The 15,603-nt window shown below is 40.4% G+C and carries 12 protein-coding genes; 1 reads left to right on the top strand and 11 read right to left on the bottom strand.

The features are described 5' to 3' along the window. Positions 1-12: 12 nt before the first annotated feature. The 11 genes from BLU47_RS02035 to BLU47_RS01990 all read right to left on the bottom strand — a co-directional run bounded on the left by BLU47_RS02035 (position 13) and on the right by BLU47_RS01990 (position 14,115). Entirely contained in the window at positions 13-351 is a 339-nt protein-coding gene (locus tag BLU47_RS02035; protein ID WP_091957760.1) for a hypothetical protein, read from the bottom strand. A gap of 100 nt (positions 352-451) precedes the next feature. Next, on the bottom strand, positions 452-3,793 hold the full coding sequence (locus tag BLU47_RS02030; RefSeq protein ID WP_091957756.1) for a type I restriction endonuclease subunit R: 3,342 nt from the start codon (positions 3,791-3,793) through the stop codon (positions 452-454). 12 nt (positions 3,794-3,805) lie between these two features. Beyond that, positions 3,806-4,711: a Fic family protein gene (locus BLU47_RS02025; RefSeq protein ID WP_255402069.1), complete on the bottom strand. Its 906-nt coding sequence runs from the start codon at positions 4,709-4,711 to the stop codon at positions 3,806-3,808. Between the two features lie 78 nt (positions 4,712-4,789). Next, positions 4,790-5,899, bottom strand: coding sequence for a restriction endonuclease subunit S (locus BLU47_RS02020; RefSeq protein WP_091957751.1), 1,110 nt, complete (start codon positions 5,897-5,899; stop codon positions 4,790-4,792). A gap of 43 nt (positions 5,900-5,942) precedes the next feature. Beyond that, entirely contained in the window at positions 5,943-6,143 is a 201-nt protein-coding gene (locus tag BLU47_RS14630; protein ID WP_176780415.1) for a hypothetical protein, read from the bottom strand. 2 nt (positions 6,144-6,145) lie between these two features. Then, positions 6,146-7,663, bottom strand: coding sequence for a class I SAM-dependent DNA methyltransferase (locus BLU47_RS02015; protein WP_091957748.1), 1,518 nt, complete (start codon positions 7,661-7,663; stop codon positions 6,146-6,148). Between the two features lie 46 nt (positions 7,664-7,709). Then, the gene (locus BLU47_RS02010) at positions 7,710-7,925 is read right to left on the bottom strand and encodes a hypothetical protein (protein WP_143025430.1); all 216 of its coding nucleotides are present in this window, start codon (positions 7,923-7,925) and stop codon (positions 7,710-7,712) included. Between the two features lie 118 nt (positions 7,926-8,043). Then, on the bottom strand, positions 8,044-10,290 hold the full coding sequence (locus tag BLU47_RS02005; RefSeq protein ID WP_091957743.1) for an N-6 DNA methylase: 2,247 nt from the start codon (positions 10,288-10,290) through the stop codon (positions 8,044-8,046). A gap of 76 nt (positions 10,291-10,366) precedes the next feature. Further along, positions 10,367-11,458 carry a hypothetical protein gene (locus BLU47_RS02000; protein WP_143025429.1) on the bottom strand — a complete coding sequence of 364 codons (1,092 nt, stop codon included), beginning with the start codon at positions 11,456-11,458 and terminating at the stop codon, positions 10,367-10,369. Positions 11,459-11,493: 35 nt separating this feature from the next. Next, positions 11,494-13,050 (bottom strand): AAA family ATPase, encoded by a 1,557-nt coding sequence (locus BLU47_RS01995; protein ID WP_143025428.1) that lies wholly within the window; start codon positions 13,048-13,050, stop codon positions 11,494-11,496. Between the two features lie 48 nt (positions 13,051-13,098). Next, positions 13,099-14,115 (bottom strand): helix-turn-helix transcriptional regulator, encoded by a 1,017-nt coding sequence (locus BLU47_RS01990; RefSeq protein WP_091957734.1) that lies wholly within the window; start codon positions 14,113-14,115, stop codon positions 13,099-13,101. A gap of 776 nt (positions 14,116-14,891) precedes the next feature. On the opposite strand from BLU47_RS01990, the gene BLU47_RS01985 reads away from it, so the two are divergent. Next, positions 14,892-15,458: an HU family DNA-binding protein gene (locus BLU47_RS01985; RefSeq protein WP_091957731.1), complete on the top strand. Its 567-nt coding sequence runs from the start codon at positions 14,892-14,894 to the stop codon at positions 15,456-15,458. Positions 15,459-15,603 lie beyond the last annotated feature (145 nt).

The raw sequence follows: 15,603 nt of genomic DNA, 5'->3' as shown, positions 1-15,603 counted from the left end.
TCTTAGTTTAAATTAATCCCACCCTTCTTCGTCGTTATTCTCCATAAAGCGACGCATGCCGTTGTCATCCATGTCATCCTCGGATGCAGGGTCGAAGCCTCGCATATTGTCCGAGGAACTATGAACCCTTGAGGAACCAGATCTACTGCTGACGCTCGCAGGACTGGAAACAGTTTCTTTTTCTGCTTCATCCTTGAGTGTTTTCTCACTATCCAAAGAATCCTCCAGCTCTTTCTGATAGCGATCACCCCACCCCTCTTCCACGTCAGTCACAGGCAAATCACTCTTAGCCTTATTGCCGCAAGACAACAAGAGCACTACAGCTGTCAATATCAACCAACGATTCTTCATATTCTTTCAGACTTATTTTCTCCATGTAAAACCACATCCCTGGCCTCACAAGTGCCATCATCGAAGACTATGTGACAATGGTACCTGTCCCTGGTGTCACCTACGCAGATATCGAAATTACCTGATGGATCTCTTTTACGAAATCCTTTAGATTCATAAAGTGATCGCCAAAGGTTACTCGCCAGTTGAGGGCCTTCAATGGATATTCCATGAAGTTCTTCACTTCTATATCTCCATTGACACTCACATAGTCGAGAATATTCTTCAGATATCTTTCCTGTTCAGATGTCAGGTTATTGTCGTTGATGAAGTCCTGATATATCTGCAGGGCTTTCTTCCTGTCTATGCCATTGACAACACGGATGAATGCTGCCACATTTGACTGATAAGGATGTCCTTCTGCCAACTTGTCAAACTCTTCGCGAGTACCAAGATCTTCAAAGAAGACACGCTCCAGTTCTGCGAAATCACTTGCTGTCAACTGCTCAAACTTCTGTATCTTCTGAAGTGTTGGATTATCAGTATTCATTGCCAGATAATCAATCACTCTTTGCTTGTAAGATTTACGAATAACCACATCCACTCCACCTTCCTCAACCTCGTAAGGGTCTTCGATGTCGATAATAAATTTCTCTGTCTTTCTTGTGCCTTCAAGCAACTTGATCAGGTCTCTCAATTCTATCCTTACATGTTCAAGGCTGTCAAGTGATTCATTATCCCAGAATTGTGGCTGCTGAACCAATCGTATAGTGTCTATTCGCTTCATTACAGCAGGTATAGAGCCCTTCTTCTCCAGATGGGCAGCAACGTTTACAACCACCTGTCTGAACTGCCCCACACGAACTGTAGAGTCAATATGAGCCAGCTGAAGATGCAACATTACGACATCAAATTTCTTTGCCGATTCATCATCATCATCTTGTGGTATCAGCTTTCCTATTTCCTTCAAGCGCAACACATCTACATCAGAGATATAGGTCCATTTTTCCTTATCTCTGAATGGCTCTATGGTGTTCCAATACGGACGGGCATCCTTACGTTCCTTTACTATGCCGTTAACCTGCCTGTGCAGTAATGTCTTCAGGTCATCATGCATCTTCTTGTCAAATGCCTTCTCTTGATGTTCTGCACTTTGCAGTTCCTTGGCTATGTCGAGACGCAGAGAGAAGAGTCTTTCTGTCAGCGACTTGCTGTTTGAAGCATCTATGCCATCAGGCTTCTTGGAGAAATAATCAAAGTTGCCACACCAGTCAAAGATATAGAAAAGTTCCTTGTCCTTTCCCTCTCCGAAGATGTTAGGACAAAGGCGAGTGCCTCGACCTATCATCTGCTCGAACTTGATCTTCGACTTCACAATCTTAAAGAAGACAAGATTCAGTATCTCTGGCACATCAATACCAGTATCAAGCATATCCACACTGACAGCTATTTGTGGCAAGCTATCAGCAACCTTGAATTTGGCTATCAGCTTGTCATGATACTTCACCTGATTGTCTATCAACTGACAATAGTCAGCACCACGATTTGAATATAGCGCATGGAAACGCTCTACTATTCGCTCTGCGTGCTTGTGATTATAGGCAAAGATAATCGTCTTTCCTATATCTTCACCACTCTTAATCTTCAAGCCCTTTTCCATCAGTTCTGACAATACATTGTCTATCGTATCATCATTGATGAGATAGCGGAAAATCTCGTTTCCTTCAATGTCACGATGGTATTCCTTTGTAGGGTCTATACCCTTAAGCATCTTCTCGTAATCCCAGACCTTTTCCAACTCCTCCTTTTGTTCAGGCGTCAGCTCGTCATACTTGATACCATTGTTTATCATTTTCGAGTTATGGCGCTTTGCCTTGTAAGACACAAGGTAGCCATCGTTTACAGCCTCATCAAAGGTATATTCAAAGTTTGGCTCGTTCTCCAGTTCCAAGAGTCTGAAGGTGTTCTTGTCTATCTCGTCACGAGGCGTTGCCGTCAGACCTATCAACAGCGAATCGAAGTATTGGAAGATGGCGCCATACTTGCCGAATACGGACCTGTGGGCCTCATCGATGATAATCAGGTCAAAATGCCCCACACTGAACTTCACATCATACTCGTTGATGTAGTTCACCATTGTCTGGTATGTAGAGAACACAAAACGTGCATCCAAGTCTGGCTCATCATCATCTGACAGTGATGTCATCGACTCACTGGGCAGCAACTTTTCAAAGTTCCCCCTGGCCTGTTTCACCAGTTCTGTTCTGTCAGCAAGGAACAGTACTTTCTTTATCCAGTTGTTGTTGGAAAGCAGCTTACAGAGCGAAATACTCACACGCGTCTTACCTGTACCTGTTGCCAATACCAGCAATCCTCTGCGATGCTTCTTGTTGAGCCATTCCACAAGGCTCTTGATGGCTGTCTTCTGATACGCTCTGTCCGTAATAGTCTCATCAATGGTCAGGTCTTTAATGTCAGCCCTGCCACGTTTCTGCATCATATACTCCAAGTCATCATGACTATGAAATGATATCACGTCACGGTCAGGATACCCCAAACCGTCAATCACCTTGGTCACATAACCATTAGTATAGTATATGACTGGGCGAACACCATATTTCTTTTCCAGACAATCTGCATACAGTATTGCCTGTTCACGCCCCTTTCCTGCATTCTGTATGGTGCTCTTTGCCTCTATTACTGCCAAAGGCTTTCCACCCTTGCTAAACAATACATAGTCGCAATAGCCCTTACCGCTTGGGGTTGGCATTCCTTCCACCTCTACCTCAATACAAGCCTTTCCGCCTTGTATATCACCCTTTACAGTCAGGATATCCCACTTTGCTTCATTCAGCATATAGTCGATGAGACATCTTCTTGTGACAGCCTCGCTGGCGAGCGATTCCTTGGGTGTCTCTACAGGCTTGGTTGGATGGTCAACAACCTCCTTCGGCACGCTATCCACGACGTCAGGAGCCACCTGTGGTTCATCCGTTGTGATAGGCTGCATTCCTGGGAAGGCTTGTGGTATGAGCGTCGCATCAAATGCCATCATGCTCTTGATGGCCTTCCACCGATACAGGAAACCTTCTACCACATAGAAAAGAGCCCTCAGACAGATAAAGGCATCGTTCTTCTTGATCTCCTGCCCACTGATATGTGAGGCATGGTTGCCAAACTTCTTGACGGTATAGATATTCTTCTCAAACTCCCAGTCGTAATTGATGAAAGCATTCATCTCTGGGCGTTTCAGCATATCGTTCAGTGACTCCTTTTTCTCCACATTCGCTGATGTCATAGCGAGGTGGTTCTTCACCAGCCATTCCAATGCCTTGCGGGCATTAGAGGCGGACTCTTCAGGAAAAGAATTCTGAAATATTTCTGCCTTATCGCAATAAGCATGCAATTTGCTGAAGCTCGGAATATGCTGAGCTAAGAGCTGGATAAAGTCAAAATTCTTCATAGTACTGTGATATTAAATAATATAGTAACCACCATTCTTTGGGGCGCCACGAAACGCTATCCTTTTTGTGTCGGATAACGACTTCAGATGTCTTTGGATTGTCCTGAGGCTCTTCTGCAGCATTTCTGCTATGGTTGGAGCGTTTAACCCAGGATTGTTCTTGATGGCATCAAATAGTAGCTCGTCTAAATTTACACCGCCATTTACAGTATCATTTACACCGCCATTTACACCGCCATCAGTCAGAAGGCGCAGTAAGTCCATCTGTGTGGCAATTATTCGTTCAGCAATGAAATCTACAAAAACATTGGGAGTCTTATGCGATGCTTCAAGTGCCATCACATATTCATGCCGCAAAAGGGCAGGAATGAGTGCAATGGTGTATTCTCCTCTGATAAGGGCGAGATTAAGGATGAGTCGTGCTACTCGCCCGTTGCCATCAATGAAAGGATGAATAAATACAAATTTCTGATGGGCAAGAGCAGCAAACTCCGGAGTGGGCAGCCGATGCTCATTGTCGTTGAACCACTTCACGAACTTCTTCATGTCGCTCTCTATCCTTGCAGGGGGAGAGACTGCATACTGACTGCCGCTGATGAAGACAGGAACAGTTCGATAATGCCCTGCTTTCTCATTGTCTATTTTCTCATAGAACAATCTATGCAATTCAAGAATATCCGTTTCCTCCAATGGTTTGGTGGCGGCAAGCGTATGAATATAGTCATAGGCATGAGCATGCCCGACAGCTTCATATACATCACGCAGTGGCTTTCCCTCAATCGTCAAGCCGTCTTCTATCACTACCTTAGTTTCTGACTCTGTCAGGCTATTGCCCTCAATGGCGTTGCTGGTGTAGGTAAGACCTATACGATAATAGTCTCTGAGCGACTTTAACGTCTCTTCAGGCAAAGGTCGCATAGCTATCACCCTGTCTCGCAATTGTTCTGCAGTATGCAGCAATTTGGAGGAAATATATTGTTTCATATCGATTACGTTTTAGTCAAACCAATACTGCATTCGTGATGCCAACAAAGTCTCAAGGTCTTTTATAGTAGAACTAATCTGCGCTTTCTGCTGCTCTATCAACTCTATCCTCTTTGCAAATTCTTGCTGGAGGGAGAGAGGGGGAAGAGGACATTTTAGAGTTCTTAATGTGCCCAAAGCAACAAACTTTTGAGTTCCACCTTTATTTAAAGAAAGAAGATACTGTTTATATGAATCATTATCTAATAGTGCTTTTACATAAACATTCTTTACTAAACATGATTCAGGAAATTTAATTAAGGCTACATTTTTTACACAGAATTTCAAATTATTCTTGTGAACAATGATAGGCTTTCCAATTGTCCCAATCATTCCCATAATAATATCACCCTCATCAACATAAGAGCGCTTATTTATGGAATCATAATCTTCCTTACTAATGTAATTTACATTGGCATAATCTATAATGTCGCCTTGTATATTTTTGGACGTTATAAGGAAATATTCACTTTCCGATAAATATTGAGGTGAGTCATGAGTTCCATCACGAACATCACATACTTCCCCTAACTTCCTCACTTCCCATCCTTTTTTGTTTTCGATGGGGTCACCAAACATCTCATAGAATATGCTTTGAGCAAGATTGTCGAGGTCACTCAACTGAGCCTTCTTCAGACTTATCAGCTCATTAATCTTATCCAACTCCGCAACAATAGATAGCTGAACTTCAGCATTAGGAATAGCAATATCTATCTGTAACAAATCAGGAACTTTTAGATTTTTCTGAGCGAGGCCACGACCTAAGTGGTATATTTTATCATTTGAAGATAAAATAAATGTATCTAAATAGTTTTGTAGCAAAAGAGGTTCTTTGGATTTTATTGTCAAACCACTATCATTCAGAAAGAATTTGCCTATAACTTTTCTTGTACATTTTTTGGACATCGCAAAACGTGACACTACTACTCTATTTTCTCGATTGTAAGTATCCATCATAAAAGTTGCTCCTCCACCACCATATACAGGATATATAGAACCACCATCTCGCGCCTGAACAACTCGAGTGCCATATTCTATTTCACAAACCTCTCCTAATTTTTTATATGTCCAATTCTCTCTCATTCGGTTTCTCCGTTGGCTTCTTTAAACTCTGCAATCCACTCTCTTACTTTTGCCTGTAGCAAATCCTTGTCTGGCAAATAAAGCTGATATTGCGTAGCATAAATTCTCCAATTAGAGCAACAGCGTTGCCCCAATTGGAATTATCTTTATTATCAGAAGGTTCTTCCCAATTCTCCAATTGTGGCAATGGTGTTGCCACAATTACAGCATTCTCGTATACTTGTATTTCGTTCTTCTGTGCCATAATCATTTCCCTTCCAACATCTTATACAGTTCACTATAACCCTTCAGATATTCTCCTTCTGTCTTTTCAAGACGAGTAAGGATGTCTGCAACGGGTTCGTACTCTACCTTCTCCCTCTCTATCTCCTTGTACTTGTTGATAGAAAGGTCGTAGTTGTTCTCGCGAATCTCTTCCACAGGAACAAAGAAACTCTGCTCCTTACGAGAACGTGACTCCTCTGCCTTCTGGTTATGGAAGCGAGCAATTACATCTGGAATATCATTCTCACTGATAGGACTTCGCTTATCGTCAAGACTGAAGCCATCGGCTTTCATGTCATAGAACCACACCTTGTCAGTGCCACCACTATTCGTCTTTGTGAAGACAAGAACGGCAGTACTTACTCCAGCATAAGGCTTGAATACGCCACTTGGCATAGAGATAACAGCCTTCAGCTGTTGATGATCTACTATCTCCTTACGAATGGCAATATGGGCCTTGCTGGTGCCAAACAGCACTCCATCTGGAACGATACTGGCACAACGGCCTCCTACCTCCAAAGAGCGGACAAACTGAGCAAGGAACAGCAGCTCCGTCTTGCTGGTATTGGCGTATGCAAGGATCTTCTTGTTTACATTACCCTTATCAAGGCTGCCTGCAAAAGGTGGATTAGCCATAACAAGCGTATAGCACGACTGGTCGTCATTCTGTTCTGACAGGGAGTCACGCCAAGCGAGGTTGGGACTGCTGATATCATGAAGCAACAGGTTCATAGCGCCTATGCGCAACATCGTCTGGTCAGTATCATAGCCATTGATCATGCTGGTCTTGATGTGGGCAATATCCTCACTGGCATAGAGGGATTCACCATAGTTCTCCTTGATATACTTCACTGCCTCTACAAGGAAACCGGCACTACCCATTGCTGGGTCGCAGATATAATCCTTTGGAGTTGGATTCATCATTTCGACAATCATGCGGATGATGTGGCGAGGAGTACGGAACTGACCATTGGTACCTGATGCCGCCATCTTGCCAAGGATGTATTCATAGACATCACCCATAGCATCGCGATTGTTCATGTCGAGGGCATCGACACCATCAACAACCTTGGACAGCGTGCGAGCATTGGGAATCAGGAATATGGCAGACTTCATATAGCGGCTATAAGCACTTTCCTCGCCAGTTCCGATATGCTTGATAAACTCAAACACGCTTTGGCGAACGAGCTTGAACATGTTGTCTGAGCCAAGATTCTTGAATACATGCCAACGAAGATTTTCGTATGGAACGCCCTTCTTCTCCTCATCAGAAACAGCCTCTGGATTCACCCATAGCTGCCCATCAAGGAATGTAGGATTCTGAATCTCAGCACCCCAATCACGAGCATTCTCTTCCTCCTGCAGCTGCTTATCATCGAGCAACTTCATGAAGAAGATATAGGTCATCTGCTCCAATACTGTTATAGGGTTCGTAATACCTGCCACAAAGAAGGTATCCCATATCTGGTCAATCTTATTCTTTATCTCGCCTGTAATCATATCTTCATTTTAAGTTAGTAATGCAAAAGTATAAAATTATTTTCGATTACGCAAAAATAACCTTGTTTTTTGCATCATTCAGTTTTACCTTCTTGCTGAAGGAGATGGTCACACCATCATAGACGGCAGACACATCGACACCCTTTGCGATGAGAGTGTCTATGAGGACACTGTCATGAAGTCCACGAATAGAAGTCCATGCACGACTGCCAACCTGCTGGTTGAACTCATCAATAAGAGACTCAACACTTCTCTTTGCCATGCTTTCTTGAAGCTCTTTATAATACTCAGCTGTAACCATATTTAGAATGTTTTTCTGTTTCTGGGTGCAAAGGTAATGACTAACTATGCAAGTTTTCTGCATCGTTCAGAAAGATTCATTATATCAATGCTCTTCCATGAACTACATTTTCGATTAGTGTTTGCCGATATTCTGAGAATACATTGCCTGCATTGCCAAGAACTTCCGCAACATTATCTATTTTTCCAATGACCTTATCCAGATAAGAAACTAATCTTAGCTGCTCATCAATTGTCGGAATCCAACATTTTAAATCTAAGATGGTCTTTGATACTAAAGATTTAATAGTAGAACCTTTGGCTTGTGACATCAATGCTTTCTCATACCCTTTTAGTAAATAATACAAATATTGTGGAACTACGATATCCTCATTGGCACACCTGATTGATGCGAGAGAAGGTGGCAAAATTCCTTCAATTCCTTTGAAAATTTCACCAGTGTTTGCACCTTTCACAATGACAAGTACATCTTGGTGCGTAGCACACTTAGTTTGAGGCGTTATGCTATAATGTTGTTCTTCATTAGACGGATTCCTTAAATAGGGGACTGAGAGAACAGGTAATCCTGATCCATTATCGGAGGGAACAGGTGGCCTATTAATTCCCCAAGTCACTTCTACGACTGCGCGCAAAGGAAATTCACGCCAATTCTGTGGAACGGAATAATTTTCCTTGAGATTTAGACTTTCTTCTATAATGCCTTTCATGGAAGAAATAGCGTCAATCATTTGGGCCATCTCTGATGAAGCATCCTTCAGCGATGGTATATCAATTTCTTCAGTCTGGAAAAATTCATTAAATTGAATGGCGAAACCTTTCTCTACGGAACTATAATCAACTGTTATTTCACCCTTAGCATAGGGTTGGCGTTCCTTTGCCACAAATTCATTAATATCTGTGTCAAGTGAGATGGTTACTGTTTCTTTCTTCTTTCCATCTTCCAGAAGATTTACTTCGTAAAAACCAAATTGTTCATTATTTACAATCTTGGACATTGGAGAGTTACTCCATGATTTATACAAAGAAACAGCAGTTTTTACAAAACCTTCACCAATAGATATGCGACTACCTTTTTCTTCTTGAATAGTCAAATCAATAAGGCAGACTCTTCCTTTCTGGTCCTGATTCTTTTTGTTAGAAAGTATCCATAAATATACAGGGATATTAGTTGCAGCAAGCATTCCACTTGGCAAAGCAATGATTGTTTCAACCAAATCATTTTCAAACATCCACCTACGTATACGAGACTCTCCACTTGCAGCATTTCCACCCCATAACACAAATGAGTTGGTAATGAATGCAGCGCGGCTACCCTTTACATCCATTTTTGAGAGAATATGCTCAATAAATAGAAATTGGCTATCAGTGACATTTGGCAGGCCAATATGGAAACGCCCCTTCACATCAAAGCTTTCATTCTCAATTCTTTCTTTAAAAGGCCTCCATTGCTGTCCCAAAGGCATATCGGCAACTATGTATTGGAAATGAGAATTAGGGAAGAAATCATCTGTTAATGTATTACCATACAACACCTGACTATTCTCGTTGCCCGAAAGAAGAACCAACCCCTTTGCTATTGCACATGGGAAAACAGCCAATTCTTGTCCGTTTAGGGATATGTTATCCTGATGTGTGACTATGGTTTTTGCCTTTTCTCCTGCTACTGCAAGCATGCTCCCGGTTCCACAAACAGGATCATAAATGGAAACGATATTGTTATTTTCACTACATACATTATTAGAAAATAGACATTCACCTATTAAGTTTGACAACTCTAAGGAACTATAGAATTGTGAAATTCTGAGTCCACCTACTAAAGAAAAAACAGACGATACAAGTTCAATAAATTCTTCATTATCTATTGTCGCATTTGACAAATCCATCTCTGAAAAGAGTTGGAATAGTTCAACAATATATTTTGATTGGCGGTATAAAATGCCCAGATTCTGTTGAAACTCCATTCCAGCTAATATCTCTTGTACGTTCTTACTGAACCCCTGAAGGTATGTATTTAGAACGACCTCTATAGAATTATTTGCAAGCAAGATGTTACTTACGGTATATCCAGAATAATTATAGAATGAATAACCACCTGATATATCTCTAAGCTTTTTGTCCAATGTCTCATCGCTTAACCTTTCATAATTCTTCTGATAGAATTCTTGGCTCTTCTCTGCATACTTTCCTATTAAGCAATCGATACGACGCAAGAAGGTAAATGCAATAACAACCTGTTGCATCTGCATATCCGGCATTACACCTCGAATATGGGAACACACCTGCCAGATTTTTGAACTTGTTATTTTTATATTTTGTTCAATTGCCATACTTCAACTATAAATCATTCTTTCTTATTTGTTTCGACTGCAAAGTAATTATTCAGGTTTTTTGCATAGTCCCTTTTTATTTCATTACAGATTTCACTAATCTGTTTTGTATTTCTGAAAAAATTACTTTTTTATTATCAATTGCTGATTTGGGACATATACCATCTATACTATATTCGTACATGCAAGTTTCCAAATGTTTAGTACCATAAGAATTTATATAACTAATTCCATTTACTAATATAACATGGTTTTTGATGGGTCTATCATTGTTATCTATGATTCCTTTTGAAAACAATGAATCCCAATTTATCGTTTGGCTACATATACTTTTATCTCCACGAAAAGCTTTGAGGTCTTGTTCTGTTCTTATTACATGATAATTTGTAACAACTCTTCTGTTATGAGTTTTTTCATACCCTTCAGCCCCATATGGAATAGATACTACTTCAACTCTTATGTTATAGGAGTCCCTAAGACTTTTTATTCTGCCTGCGAGTTTCTTTGCAATCTTATTAAAGGAAATTGGACATGTACGACCTGTTTTATCCAGTTTCCAACTAAATAGGATTAAAACGTCATAGTAATTGTTCTTAGAGAATGAGAGAGGAAGTATTGCATTAATGATTTCCACAACATTATCCATTCCAGAATAAGTTTCTCCTTCTCCTCTGTCATTTGCATTTTTATCATTGGAGAATATGTATCTGTCACTTACAATGATTGTATTTGTTGGAGATTGTCTTATCTTTGACAGTATTTCTTTCCAACTATGGTCCAATTCACCTTCGCATGAAATAATTTCCCCCCAGTTGTTAAGTTCGGTGTCATCAATGTCGCTTTCATTCTTACAAATGACACCGTATTTTTTCTGAATACAATTAGCTTCTTCTGTTGTAACATCAAGGAAATAAATTGCACTTGGATCTTCAAGCACCTTTTCTGGACTATTTTTTATATCCAAAATCTTTTGTTTAGCAGGATTTGGACTTATATATCCATCTCTAATTAATTGACTAATTGGGGAGACGGAATTATCGCTTTTGTATGAATAGTCTTCATCATAATTCTCATAATAATGATCAATGTCTTCTTTTGTTGCATCAAGGAAAACTTCTTTTACATCTCGGCATGAAAGAATTTTTATCCATCTTGTCATTAAAGCCATGCTTTCCAATGCTTTTATGGTTACATATACATGCATTATTCAAGCCCCCTTTCTTTACGCATTAAATAGAAATTTGCCTTTCCGGCTTCGTCAAAAAAGCCAGGTTCAAACTTGTCTGTTAATCGACCATTCAAACTATAACCAATAGAATAAGGTGTGCCGTTTTGGGGCAAATAGTAAATTTTGAAAGGGTTATTTATTGCCTTATCTTCAGTGTCGTAATTTTTCCCCACAAGCACTTGGCTATTTCTAACTAAATATTCAGAATGTGTTTCAACTATAAAATGTACTCCAAACTTTTGGTCCACATAATATACCAACTCAATAATTTTACTTTGCAAAGCAGGATGCAGATTTTGCTCTGGTTCTTCCAATAACACGGTAAGGTTTTGTCCCTTATATTTTCGAATAAGAGTTGCCAAGCGGAGCAACAAAATAGTTAATTGAATAGATCCCATTCCTTTATCAGCTAAGTCCATGCCATCTGGATTCTCATCATCACTAATTAAGACTTGATAAGAATCGCCAGAATGTGACACAACTCTCAGAGAGTTTCCTATTTTAAACTCTTTGAGCCAAGTTTCTATAAAGTCAAATTCTTCTTCGCCAGTATTAATGCGTGCGTTGTAGAATTCGTGTATGGTACGATTGGTGTAATCGCTTGACCCTATGCAGTTGGCGTATATAGGAGTTTGAGCAACAGAATGAGCATAAACATATTCTATTGTCTGTCTATTAAACACCTCTTCAATTTCTTTAGCTATAGCGTTTATTTGTGTTTCTTTTCCCCTTATAAAGTTTTTGTTTGCTTCTTGTTCTTTAAATGCTTTAGAACGTTTGTCTCCTAATGATCCAACATAAGCATAGTTAACAAAACCTTTAATGAGTTCTGTGATAACATACTCTCCAATGTTATCACCGATAAAATAGGACATGCTAACTGTAACAGAATCTTCTTCTGTTATATTATAATCTGGCTTAAGCGTGTTGACTTGTTTCTCTAATTGCTCCAATTGCAATTTAATATTGGAGATTTCATTCAAATTTTTGCTTTTAGAAAGAGCATTATGCAGTTCTTTTATCCTTAATTCTATGGGATATTCCTCTTCTTCGTAACTATTTAGAGCCTCCTTGTCATAAACAAAACGAGCAGTCATCTGATTTTTTACAAAATCAAATGTAAAATGAATATTATCTTTTTCATCAGAAACAGCAATCATAGAAACCTCAGGTATAACACCAGGCTTTCTTTCTCCATGGATATTTACAACAAAACAGAATTTGTCTATTTTCATTGTGAAAACCATAGTATCTTCTTTACTTGGACTCTGACGACAGAATGCACGATAGAACTCGCCAATATTCACATGTTCTGCATCAAACTTAAATTGGGGCTTTACAGATTTAAAAACGTTACCCGCTCTATCTACGCTTTCTATTCTACTTTTTAAGAAGTCACGCATTAAAAGTATGGCTTTCACAAGTGTAGACTTACCTGCATTGTTTCCGCCTACCAATATTGTGATTTCTCCCAAATCTATGGTTGGAAAATCTTGAAACTTTCTAAAATTCTTAAAACCTATTTTGTTCATATTGATAATGTTATGTTCGTATATCTTGTTTTCTGGCTGCAAAATTACTCACTTACTGTGCAAGTTTTCTGCATTGTTCAAATATTTGTTATTCATGGCTTGAATTTTCCCTGCTATTCTTTCCCTGAAACTAGCAGGAGCTATCACCTCCATATCATCACCGAAGGAGAGTATCAGGGATTCTAACTCATTGTTTACCTTGACATTGATGGTGATAACGGCATAACCTTCTGCCTCCTCGATGATACGCTGTGAAAGGTGAAGGGGTTTGGTGCGAATATAGTTGAAACGCTTGCCTGTGACCTTGATGACGATGTCTTCTGCATCACTATCAGGAACGGTAACGCCAATCACATCATCGAAGTATTCTGAGAAATCAACATCTGCCTCCTTATAAGGTATAGCAATCTCTTCGAAGCTATCTATTCTGTCAAGGGCATAGTGCGCATAAGACTGATAGCCTATTGTCTGAGCAATGAGATACCAGCGGTCGTTGAACTGCTTGAGATGATAGGGATAGACATTAACTGTCTGCGTATCTTTTCCATAAGGCGTATATCTGAGTTTCAACACTCTTTTGGCAAGGATAGCCTGCAGGAGTTCTGAGAAAAACGAAATGCCTTTCAAATCTGGATTTGTCTGGAATGAAACAACAGGCGTATTGTCTTCGTTAAACAAACCTCCTTCTATTTGCATGAGGAAAGCTCGTGCCCAGTCATAGAGTGGTTCCCCTTCAAAATCCCTCAACACATAGATGGCATCTTGAATCTTGTGCCGTTCTTGATCGTTCATGCGGACAAGATGAATCGAGAAATCGGTATCAATATACCTATATATACGCTGGCGACCTTTACGGAGTTTTTCGTTCAACCTGATACCATAATCAGTTTCCATATTGACTATGTCGTTTTGAATAGTCCGCTTGGAGACCTCGGGTTTATCAAGTTTACGTAAAGCCTTGTTGCACTCATCGACAAGATCCTCGATGGTGTAATCTCTGTAGGGATTCCTGAAGCATTCGTTCAAGACCCGATAGCGTTCTATCACTTGTTTGTCAACAGGCATGTTAATAGAAAAGTAACTGTTTTAGTATTTGGGTACAAATATAATAAATATTTGTTGAAAAAGTATAGGAACAATCAACAATTTTACTTTTTTTACATAAAAACGCGAACAGAAGGGATAGCTCGAAGGGAAAAAGTCATTGTGTCTTAGCCTGAAATATGTTGACTCCTGCGGAGCCTATTCAACAAAAACAAGGGTTAAGAGAGAATCATTCAACTTCTGCCAGGGATAAGGATTAAGGTACCCAACAGGCATTCAACCTATGGCAGGGTTAAGGTAAAAAACATTCCGCTCGGCTTTACCGCTTCGCTTACGAAGAACTTTTTCTAGGGTAGTACATAACACCGTGACGCCGTGACGCCGTGACTTTACGATTTTTGATTTGTGCATCCAAGGGATGTATAGTATTTATATATTATATATATATTATAATATATATATAATATATAAATATATATAAAGTTACTCCCCTCGCTTAACATTTGCCCTTACGCTTGACTATTGATTTTCCAAATGTCACGGCGTCACGGCGTCACGGTGTGGAAAATCAAAAATATGGCTCTCTGGGCAGGAAAAACTTTTTTCCTAACCATGAAAAAAAATAAAATGAAAAATATTATGAAAATTCTTGTCAAATTATTTGGTGGTATGAAAAATATTTACTAACTTTGCAACGAAAACAATAACCAATAAACGTAAACAGTAAACTGTAAACAGTAAACCGTAAACAATAAACAATTAACCTTATTTATTAACCAATTAAAAATTATTACATTATGGCATTGAAAGTAAAAGCAGTAGAGAAGCTGGTGAAGTTCAGCAAGACGGACGCAGGTGTATGGCGCTGGGTGATGCAGCCCGAGTTGTACCTGGCACTGGCTCAGGAGAAAGTGATCAAGGAGGCTGCCCTCCGCAGTGGTGTGAGCCGTGGCGTGATGCAGGCTTGCTGGGACGCTGCTGGTGAGGTGATCAAGGCATGGGCAACGGAAGGTCACTCGGTGGCTCTGCCCGGACTGGGTACCATGCGCTTCGGATTGCGCGCCAAGTCGGTAGAGGACGTGAACGACGTGAAGTCGAGCCTTATCAGTACCCGTCGCATCATCTTCACGCCAGCAGTGGACCTGAAGGACGAGCTGAAGAACACCGCCGTGCAGATTACCTGCATCGACCGTGACGGCAAGGAGGTGAAGCGCGTGACCAGTGACGATGAAGGCAACGTAGAGGATCCGGAGAACCCTAACGGGAACGGGAACGGGAACGATAACGGGAACGATAACGGGAACGATAACGGGAACACCGGTGGTGACAGCGGTAGCATCGTAGACGGCGTGGACGAAGGGTAAGTGAAGAATTGAAGAATTCTTTGCAAGCAAAGCGACCAAAGGTCGAGCGGAAAAATTGAAAAATTGAAGGCTGCGATTAAGCGAGAGCAGAACCAAGCTTGCTTGGGTTTTGCCGAGCGTGAGCAGGCTCGATGTGAAACATCAA

Origin of the sequence: Prevotella sp. tc2-28 (assembly GCF_900107705.1) — a bacterium.
Taxonomy (GTDB): Bacteria; Bacteroidota; Bacteroidia; order Bacteroidales; family Bacteroidaceae; genus Prevotella.
This window is presented reverse-complemented; position numbering and strand designations above follow the sequence as displayed.

Coding starts and splice junctions, on each gene's coding strand:
- BLU47_RS02020 (WP_091957751.1), bottom strand. CDS start 5,899: ATGAGAGAGAATTGGACATATAAAAAATTAGGAGAGGTTTGTGAAATA.
- BLU47_RS14630 (WP_176780415.1), bottom strand. CDS start 6,143: ATGGCACAGAAGAACGAAATACAAGTATACGAGAATGCTGTAATTGTG.
- BLU47_RS02010 (WP_143025430.1), bottom strand. CDS start 7,925: ATGGCAAAGAGAAGTGTTGAGTCTCTTATTGATGAGTTCAACCAGCAG.
- BLU47_RS01995 (WP_143025428.1), bottom strand. CDS start 13,050: ATGAACAAAATAGGTTTTAAGAATTTTAGAAAGTTTCAAGATTTTCCA.
- BLU47_RS01985 (WP_091957731.1), top strand. CDS start 14,892: ATGGCATTGAAAGTAAAAGCAGTAGAGAAGCTGGTGAAGTTCAGCAAG.
- BLU47_RS02035 (WP_091957760.1), bottom strand. CDS start 351: ATGAAGAATCGTTGGTTGATATTGACAGCTGTAGTGCTCTTGTTGTCT.
- BLU47_RS01990 (WP_091957734.1), bottom strand. CDS start 14,115: ATGCCTGTTGACAAACAAGTGATAGAACGCTATCGGGTCTTGAACGAA.
- BLU47_RS02030 (WP_091957756.1), bottom strand. CDS start 3,793: ATGAAGAATTTTGACTTTATCCAGCTCTTAGCTCAGCATATTCCGAGC.
- BLU47_RS02000 (WP_143025429.1), bottom strand. CDS start 11,458: ATGGCTTTAATGACAAGATGGATAAAAATTCTTTCATGCCGAGATGTA.
- BLU47_RS02005 (WP_091957743.1), bottom strand. CDS start 10,290: ATGGCAATTGAACAAAATATAAAAATAACAAGTTCAAAAATCTGGCAG.
- BLU47_RS02025 (WP_255402069.1), bottom strand. CDS start 4,711: ATGCGACCTTTGCCTGAAGAGACGTTAAAGTCGCTCAGAGACTATTAT.
- BLU47_RS02015 (WP_091957748.1), bottom strand. CDS start 7,663: ATGATTACAGGCGAGATAAAGAATAAGATTGACCAGATATGGGATACC.